Source organism: Tateyamaria sp. syn59 (assembly GCF_007995245.1).
GTDB lineage: Bacteria > Pseudomonadota > Alphaproteobacteria > Rhodobacterales > Rhodobacteraceae > Tateyamaria.
In genome coordinates, this window is sequence record NZ_VCBA01000027.1 from 2,063 (window position 1) to 9,408 (window position 7,346).

General features: G+C 59.4%; 4 protein-coding genes and 2 pseudogenes. 2 read left to right on the forward strand and 4 right to left on the reverse strand.

Annotated features, from left to right (window positions below; all coding sequences use genetic code 11):
- The first annotated feature begins 673 nt into the window (after window positions 1-673).
- Complete coding sequence (locus FD715_RS21735; protein WP_147115174.1) at window positions 674-1,183, forward strand: hypothetical protein; 510 nt, start codon at window positions 674-676, stop codon at window positions 1,181-1,183.
- Window positions 1,184-1,271: 88 nt separating this feature from the next.
- Entirely contained in the window at window positions 1,272-2,930 is a 1,659-nt protein-coding gene (locus tag FD715_RS21740) for a calcium-binding protein (protein ID WP_147115177.1), read from the forward strand.
- Between the two features lie 81 nt (window positions 2,931-3,011).
- On the opposite strand, the pseudogene FD715_RS21745 reads toward FD715_RS21740, so the two are convergent.
- The 4 genes and pseudogenes from FD715_RS21745 to FD715_RS21755 form a co-directional block, all read right to left on the reverse strand.
- Window positions 3,012-3,927, reverse strand: a pseudogene (locus FD715_RS21745) (IS3 family transposase); the annotation flags it as partial.
- Window positions 3,928-3,994: 67 nt separating this feature from the next.
- Window positions 3,995-4,627, reverse strand: a complete 633-nt coding sequence (locus tag FD715_RS22870; RefSeq protein WP_223275036.1) for a transposase — start codon at window positions 4,625-4,627, stop codon at window positions 3,995-3,997.
- A gap of 9 nt (window positions 4,628-4,636) precedes the next feature.
- Window positions 4,637-5,353, reverse strand: a complete 717-nt coding sequence (locus FD715_RS22875; protein ID WP_223275037.1) for a transposase — start codon at window positions 5,351-5,353, stop codon at window positions 4,637-4,639.
- Window positions 5,354-5,582: 229 nt separating this feature from the next.
- Window positions 5,583-5,819: pseudogene (locus FD715_RS21755) on the reverse strand (transposase); the annotation flags it as partial.
- Window positions 5,820-7,346: the final 1,527 nt, after the last annotated feature.

Genomic DNA, 7,346 nt, shown 5'->3' on the forward strand with positions numbered 1-7,346 from the left:
CCCCCCCCCGAGAGTGGACGTCCGAGGGACGAGGCGCCGGATTACCGCTCTGGTATGACTACTGAACTCGATCGACGAGGCTTGGGCCGAACAAGTGCATCATCCAGACCGGAAGGCGCTAATAGGACATTCCGACTGAATGAATGCCTGTCTGGCGAGCGCGGTACAGATGCACCATCGGCCCATGCCGCCAAATTTTGTCTGCGGGACCTGGCGAGAGCTTTGCTGCACAACGGCGGAAGTAGAATTCACTTCATGAATCCAGCATAGCAACTGTGGCGCATGATCGGACCCCCTCCGCCGAGCTACAAGAGCAAGAGCTGGCCGTGCAGTAATACACCGCCGAAGAAGCCCGGCTCATTCGATTTGGCTCGATCGGGAGATGGTCTGGGTGCCGCCACCGATAGGCAGGAGAGGCCAATAGCCTCGCTATAGTGCCGCGGCGCTCCAAACGTATCCGACCTTGTTTGTCTTCTTCGGGATGGCCCTCGGTTTACCCGTCAAGGGCTCATGGATGAGGTCCTTTTGGGGGGACGGAAACGCGGCCTCCACTCTTCTTCCGCAACATTGCCTGCCGGTGCCGGCATCAACTGGGATGAGCGTTTAGGTTTTCTTTACCGGATTCAACCTTAGTAAGAGCGTTGCCCCGTCGACCCAACTCAGGGAGGTTTCCATGGGCGCATTTTCGAGCCTGGAGACTGAGATCGAGAACTACAACAGGCAGTGCGTCAGATTGCGGCAGGTAGAAGACAAGATCACTGAGATAACTGCTCTCAGACATGATCTTGAGCCTGACGTAGTCCGAAGCGAATCTTTTAGACGATTTGCGAAAAGACTTCGGACGATGCATGCGCTCAGTGATTTTTCGAAATGCAGGCCAATCAAGAGACGGCATGGAGGTCTCGTCGGTGATGAAGATTCTGTTCTTGAGGAGCTTGCAGAGAGAATACAACGCATCGAAGTTAATCGAGACGAGGCCCTTGAGCGCATCATCGACAAACAGCCGACTTCGATCCAGGACGCACAGCTAAAAATTGAGTTTATTATCGACTACATCGCATCGACTCCGTGCGCGGAGCTTGAGTATTTCCTGTTTTCGATCCTAGAGGCCGTTCAATGTCTCATGCCGGGAGACAGATCAGAATGTCGTCTCCATGACATCGCTTTGATTCCGGTGCGGTAACCTAATTTGTCTCGGTCGCCCCCGAATACAACCGTTCGTTAACCGAGCGCATCGCAGCCTTCCTGCATTCCTGATGGGAGGCTGAAAAATGGCTGACGGTGTAAATCTAATTCTCACGAACTCAGGCTCGGTCAAGGCCCAGGGGAGCTGGAAGGACGATCGGATAGTTCATCGGGGGTCGTCCGAGAATACCCATCGAGATCTGATCGGTATCGCTACATTCGCTGGCGATGATTACATCGAGGTCAGCAACCCGTTTCGGGGGCAGGTCCATGTCTTCGCGGGAACAGGTGACGACCACATCATGATGGACATGTCCCGGCCATCAGGGCCACAGACCAGCTTTTCTGGCGACAAGCAGTCACCCGATGCACTGGCTCGGCATGGTCACCACGTCTATGGCGGAGACGGCGCTGATGTCTTCGAGTTCAGGTCTCCTTTCGAGGCCAAGAACTACGTGATCGGCCGGATCGACGACTTCGATCCATCCCGGGATCAGATCAGGATCGACGGGCGAACCATCGACTTCGACAACCTGCCGACGGGTGTCCAGATCATCAGGCATCTGGACCAGCAATGGCTCAAGATCGGGGATCGTGTTTTCTATGCGCTCGAAGGTGCACGGCTCGAGCAGGACGGATCGGAAGAGCGGCACTTCATCTGGCTTCCGGATGCCTGGCGGTCCGGTGTGCCGGACCATACTCGCTCAACATATTCGGACCCTGAGAACTTCGTGCCCTATGACCACTACAAGTCATTCCTCAGCGGTCTGAACGTGGTCGAGAAGTCATCCCCGACGACTGAGGGGACGGAGCGGGGCGACTACATCTTCAGCGACAAGGGGGCGAGTTCGAGCGATGTCATCCGCGGCCGAGGTGGTCACGATGTTATCCATGCCAACACAGGGGAAGACGAGATCTACGGGGGCAACGGGCGAGACCTCATCGCAGGCGGGCTCGACGATGATCTGATCCATGGCGGTTCCGGCGCAGACAAGATCTGGGGAGGAGACCAGAACGATCGGCTCTACGGCAATTCAGGATCAGATCGAATCTGGGGTGGGAACGGTCACGACCATCTATCGGGCGGTTCTGGCCACGACGTGTTGATTGGAGGGGGCGGGAACGATCGGTACCATCTGCATGATGCGCATGATGAAATCGTCGAGGAGAAAGGGGCGGGCTATGACACCGTGCGGGTCACGTTCGGCTACGACCTGGCCGAGCATGTCGAGCGGCTCATATTGACTGGAGGTGCGAATGCTTGGGGGACGGGCAACTCCATCAAGAATGTTGTCAAAGGCAATTCGGGGAACAACGTTCTCGATGGCGGTCATGGCAGTGACCGGATATACGGCAACAATGGCTCAGATACGATCCGTGGCGGAACTGGCGGTGACTGGCTCTATGGCAACGGTCACAACGACAGGCTTAGGGGGCAGTCTGGTAATGACATACTTCATGGAGGATGGGGCGCGGATCGCCTTGATGGCGGCTTCGGGTCGGACGAATTGCATGGCGGATCTGGCGCCGATGCCTTTGTGTTCAGGCAGATGCAGAAAGGTGAAACTGACTTGGTCAAAGACTTTCAAGACAACTTCGATGTGCTGCAATTCGTAGGTTTCAGAACCGTCGTTCCAACTCAGGTCGGGCAAAACGTCGTGTTCTTGATCGATGGGAATATGAAGGTCCGTGTCGAAGACTACAATCTGAACAACCTAAATTCGTGGGATTACGAGCTGGTATAGGTAAGGAGGGCAGGGCCGAGACAAGCCGCTTGCCACATGTGTTGCAGGTCTCGCCTTGCCAAGTGAATAGCCCCGTGTTTCTCAGACGCCTTCGTGCCTCGGTTTCTGCTGCCGCTCGAAGTCGAAGGGCGACAGCATTCCGTTTCGCGCGTGTTTACGCTTCGGGTTGTAGAACATCTCGATGTAGTCGAACACGTCCCGCCGGGCTTCCTTGCGCGTCCGGTAGGTCCGGCGCCTGATCCGTTCGCGCTTGAGCAGGTTGAAGAAGCTCTCGGGCGAGACCTTGTCCACAAGTGGTCCAAGGACAATGTTCGAGCGCATTGTCATGGCAGTTGCCTCGATGGCTCATGGAGTGCTCGAGATCGTGGGCCTTTAGGAAAGCGGCCCAGTCCATGCTGGTGAACTGGCTGCCTTGATCCGAGTGGATCAGCACTTTGGTCTTCGTCTTCCGGCGCCAGACAGCCATCAGCAATGCCTGCAAGACGACATCGGTCGTCTGGCGGCTCTGCATCGACCAGCCGACCACGCGGCGTGAAAAGAGATCGATGACGACGGCCAGGTAGGCGAAGCCTTCCTGCGTCCGGATATAGGTGATGTCGGTCACCCAAACCCGGTCTGGAGCTTCCACGTCGAACTGCCGATCCAGGGCGTTGTCGACGACGATCGCCGGCTTGCCGCCATACTTGCCGGGGCGGCGCTTATAGCCGATCTGCGCCTTGAGGCCGGCGAACTTGGTCAGGCGGGAGGCGCGGTTCAAACAGACACTCTCGCCCTGTTCGACCAGGTCATCGTGCAGCTTGCGGTGCCCATAGACCTTGCCGCTCTCGACCCACGCCTCCTTCAGAAGCTCGGTCTGCCGCTCGTCCTCCCGAGCGCGTTTGCTCAACAGCGCTTTCAACCAAGCATGGAAGCCGCTCGGCTGGATGCACAGGCACCGACACATCGCCCGCACGGAGAACTGACTGCGATGCTCGGCCACGAACGCGTATCTCACTCGTTCGGCATGGCACTCGGACCGGTAGCGGGCTCATGCCTTACCCTTAGCGGAATACGCGATAGCCTTTCTAAGAAACACATGCGGGTTCAGGCGTAGGGGCCAAGTGGTAGCCGAGCGACTTGAGGCGGCGCTGGAGATTGATGAGGACGCGGCTTCGGTGCCGCTCGTCATAGGCCGCCGCGCCGGGATCGCGGTAGGCCATCCCAAACCGGAGGGTGTTGTAGAACAGGACAGCGATCTTGCGCGCCGTGGCGGTCACGGCCTTCTGTTTGCCGACGCGGGATGACAGCCGACGATAGAAAGCGCCAAGAGCGGTGTCGCTGCGCCCCACGGTGGTCGCGGCCAACCGCAGGAGCGCGGCCGCTCGGCTCGAGGAACGCCGGGTCCGCGAGGACAGCAGCTTGCCGCCCGAGATCTTGTTGCCCGGTACGAGGCAGAGCCAAGAGGTGAAATGCTTGGCGCTCGGCCAAGCCGCCATGTCGGTGCCGCACTCCGCCACCCGCTCCAGGGCAAGTCTGGGGCCGATACCATGGATCTGGGTCAGGTCCAGCCCAAACACGCCGTGCAGCGCGGTTCGCACGTCGAACGCCTGCGCGCCTGCTGGTTTCTGGCGAAAGCGCGGCTTGGGCAGCGGTGTCGTGTTCTCGGATCGGACCGTCAGGGCGCTCACCGCTGCTTCCAACCTCACATCGCAGTTCATGATCTTCGCCTAATACGCGTCGTAGAGATTTAGCGATTGGGCCAGCGCGAAGATGTGCTCCGCGCGGTCGTTGCCGACCAGTGCGGCCCGCATCGTCTCGAGGGAAGCATGGCACCGCACATCTCGGCAGGAGGCTAGAACATCCGGGTCGCGCTCGCCTGCCACCAGCGCGCGCATGATCCGCATGCCGGTCACGCCGGTGATGTCGGAGACGACATGATGGAGTTGGAGGTTCATCTCCATGAGCGCCTTCTGCATGTGCTGGATATGCGCGGCCGCGTATTCGACAAGCCGCTCCCGCTGCCGGAGATAGGATCGCAGCGTGGCGGTCTCGGCCTCGGGCCGAAAGCTGCCGCGCAGGAGGCCATAGGAGTGCAGTTGCCGCAACCAGCCGGCGTCGCTGATATCAGTCTTCCGGCCTAGCACGTTCTTGGCGTAGCGCGCATTCACGAGGATGACTTCGAACCCATGCTGCTCGAGGATCTCGAAGGCGGGTATCCAGTAGACCCCGGTGGACTCCATGGCCACGCTCGTCATCCCGCAGGACCGGAACCATCTCGCCAGTTCGTGAAGGTCCTGTGTGAAGGTGCCGAAGGCGCGCACGGGCGTGTCACAGCCCTCAGGGCTGACCGCCGCCATGTGCATCATCGAGCCGATATCGACGGCTGCGGCCCAAGGATTGACCAGCTTCATCTCCGGATGGTCGCCGGTCCTCGCTTTCGTCATGGCATCTCCTCCGTTCGAGCGGAGGGCGTGGGTTGTGCCAGTTCGTCATCTTCCTAACCGGGATCGCGCGGACAGCCGGCGTCACCACTCTCAAGTGCGTATGAACCCATGGACCACGCTTTTTTAATGGGGTCGAACCCACCGATAAGCCAACGGCCGCTGCCCTCTTGATCGAGCGTAGCATGCGGCGTTTCTATCCCGCACAGGCGAGTGCCGGCCCGAGAAGGTTTTTTGAGATATCACGCTCCTCCGACACCCGCACTAGTTCCTTCTTCAAGCGCCGGATCTCGGTGTCTTTCTCCCCCTCACCTGACGACGCCTTCGCGAACTTCTACTTCCAAGCGTAGAGCGAATACGGGCTGACCCCGAGCCGTTGCGACACCTCCCTGACCGGGTAGCCCCGCTCGGTGGTCTGCGCGACCGCGTCCCGCTTGAACTCGTCGCTGAACTTGCTGCTGCTCATCATGACCTCCTTGCCTCAATACTAGCGAAGAAGGCGTCCACAAGACACGGAGCTATTCAGTTTTCGTTTTCCATGGCCCAAAATACAGCCTCGCTCTGCGCTGTCACAATAGCGGCGAGTCGCCTGGCGGCCGGTAATCAGCAGGTTTGTAAGCTCAACTGCAGCACGGCAGGCGCTCCACGCCTGACCAGCGTGCGGGGCAGGCGGCGGCGCCACGTATAGACGGCGCCTCTTCGGAAGACATGGTTCATTGCGGTCATGCCGCCCTCCATCGAGAGCAGGCCGTCCGAGATCCCCGTCATCCAGTGCTGCACTAAGGTGTGACGGCTCTGTGTGACATGCCCCAGTCGCGTTTCGGGACATAAACAATATCAATGACTTGGATAAAATCTGGCTGGGGTGGTAGGATTCCGAGCTAAGTATATGATATATATCTTTAATATGGAGAACACGATTATATGGTGTCAAGTGAGAAACACGGGAAACGCTCTCCGTGTCTCAAATTGTGCCTCATCACATCAGACGCACCGAGAGCTGCTCGATGAAGGGGGCGGTCTCCCCGATGCGAACTGGCACGCGAGCCAAGTTCCATCCTGTTCCCCGGTCCATGTATTGGCTAAGTGCTATCCGTTTCCCTCTGACCTCTGCTGAGCTTCTTATGCCAAAGGCAATCGCTATGACTTGCAGGGCTACAGGTGCACATGGGACAGAGTTCGGTCAGGCGCGCGAATGCAAATCAAGTGCTGCCGATCGATGTCATCGGGGCACGTAGCAGATGGCCTTTGCCTTTCCGAGCCAGAGCTGCGGTGACGCGATCAGCCGCCGCCAGCTGCATTGGCGCTCGTCGCTTGCACTCGACCTGCCCGTTCGTGCTCTCGGCTTTCACCTTCAGGCTGAGGCGGCACTCTCGGACGGTGCAACTTCCCAAGTAGGCTGGCTGCATGGGCGCGTTTCAGCCTTCCCTCGCACGGCAACCACTCTTTCCTTCCGGGCCTCGCACCATTGTCGTAGAGTGGCCATGAGCTGGATGTGCGGAGGGCATCGTCTCCCATGCTGCTGAGGCAAATCGTCGGGCTGACCCTATGCTGGCTTCTGCTTCTCGGGAGCCTGGGGGATATTGTCGGCCCGGAGCATTCGCATGCGGCGGACGGCCATGCGGAGCATGCATCTGTCGGGCCCGCCGTGGTCTCCGGCGCGGCCCCCCAGTTCACGATCTGCCATCCGAGCATGCGGTGCATCGTGGTTCCTGCGGGTGAGGGGGCGTTTCTCAGCCCGCCGCTGCGGCTGGCCGGACGGATGACCGTTAGCGTCGAAGGGGCGGAACCGCCGTCCCGGCAACCCGACATCGCCCTGCCACCTCCCCGTCGAAGGGTCTGATCTGAAAAATCGGACTCATTCGACGAGGGCAGTATGACAAGCAAGAAGATGGCGATGGCCACGCTGGCGATTTGGATCGCCGCGGGGGCCGTGTTCGCGCACAACGGCGCGACGGGTGTGGTGCGCGAGCGCATGGAGGGGATGGTCGCGATG

Coding starts and splice junctions, on each gene's coding strand:
- FD715_RS21740 (WP_147115177.1), top strand. CDS start 1,272: ATGGCTGACGGTGTAAATCTAATTCTCACGAACTCAGGCTCGGTCAAG.
- FD715_RS22875 (WP_223275037.1), bottom strand. CDS start 5,353: ATGACGAAAGCGAGGACCGGCGACCATCCGGAGATGAAGCTGGTCAAT.
- FD715_RS21735 (WP_147115174.1), top strand. CDS start 674: ATGGGCGCATTTTCGAGCCTGGAGACTGAGATCGAGAACTACAACAGG.
- FD715_RS22870 (WP_223275036.1), bottom strand. CDS start 4,627: ATGAACTGCGATGTGAGGTTGGAAGCAGCGGTGAGCGCCCTGACGGTC.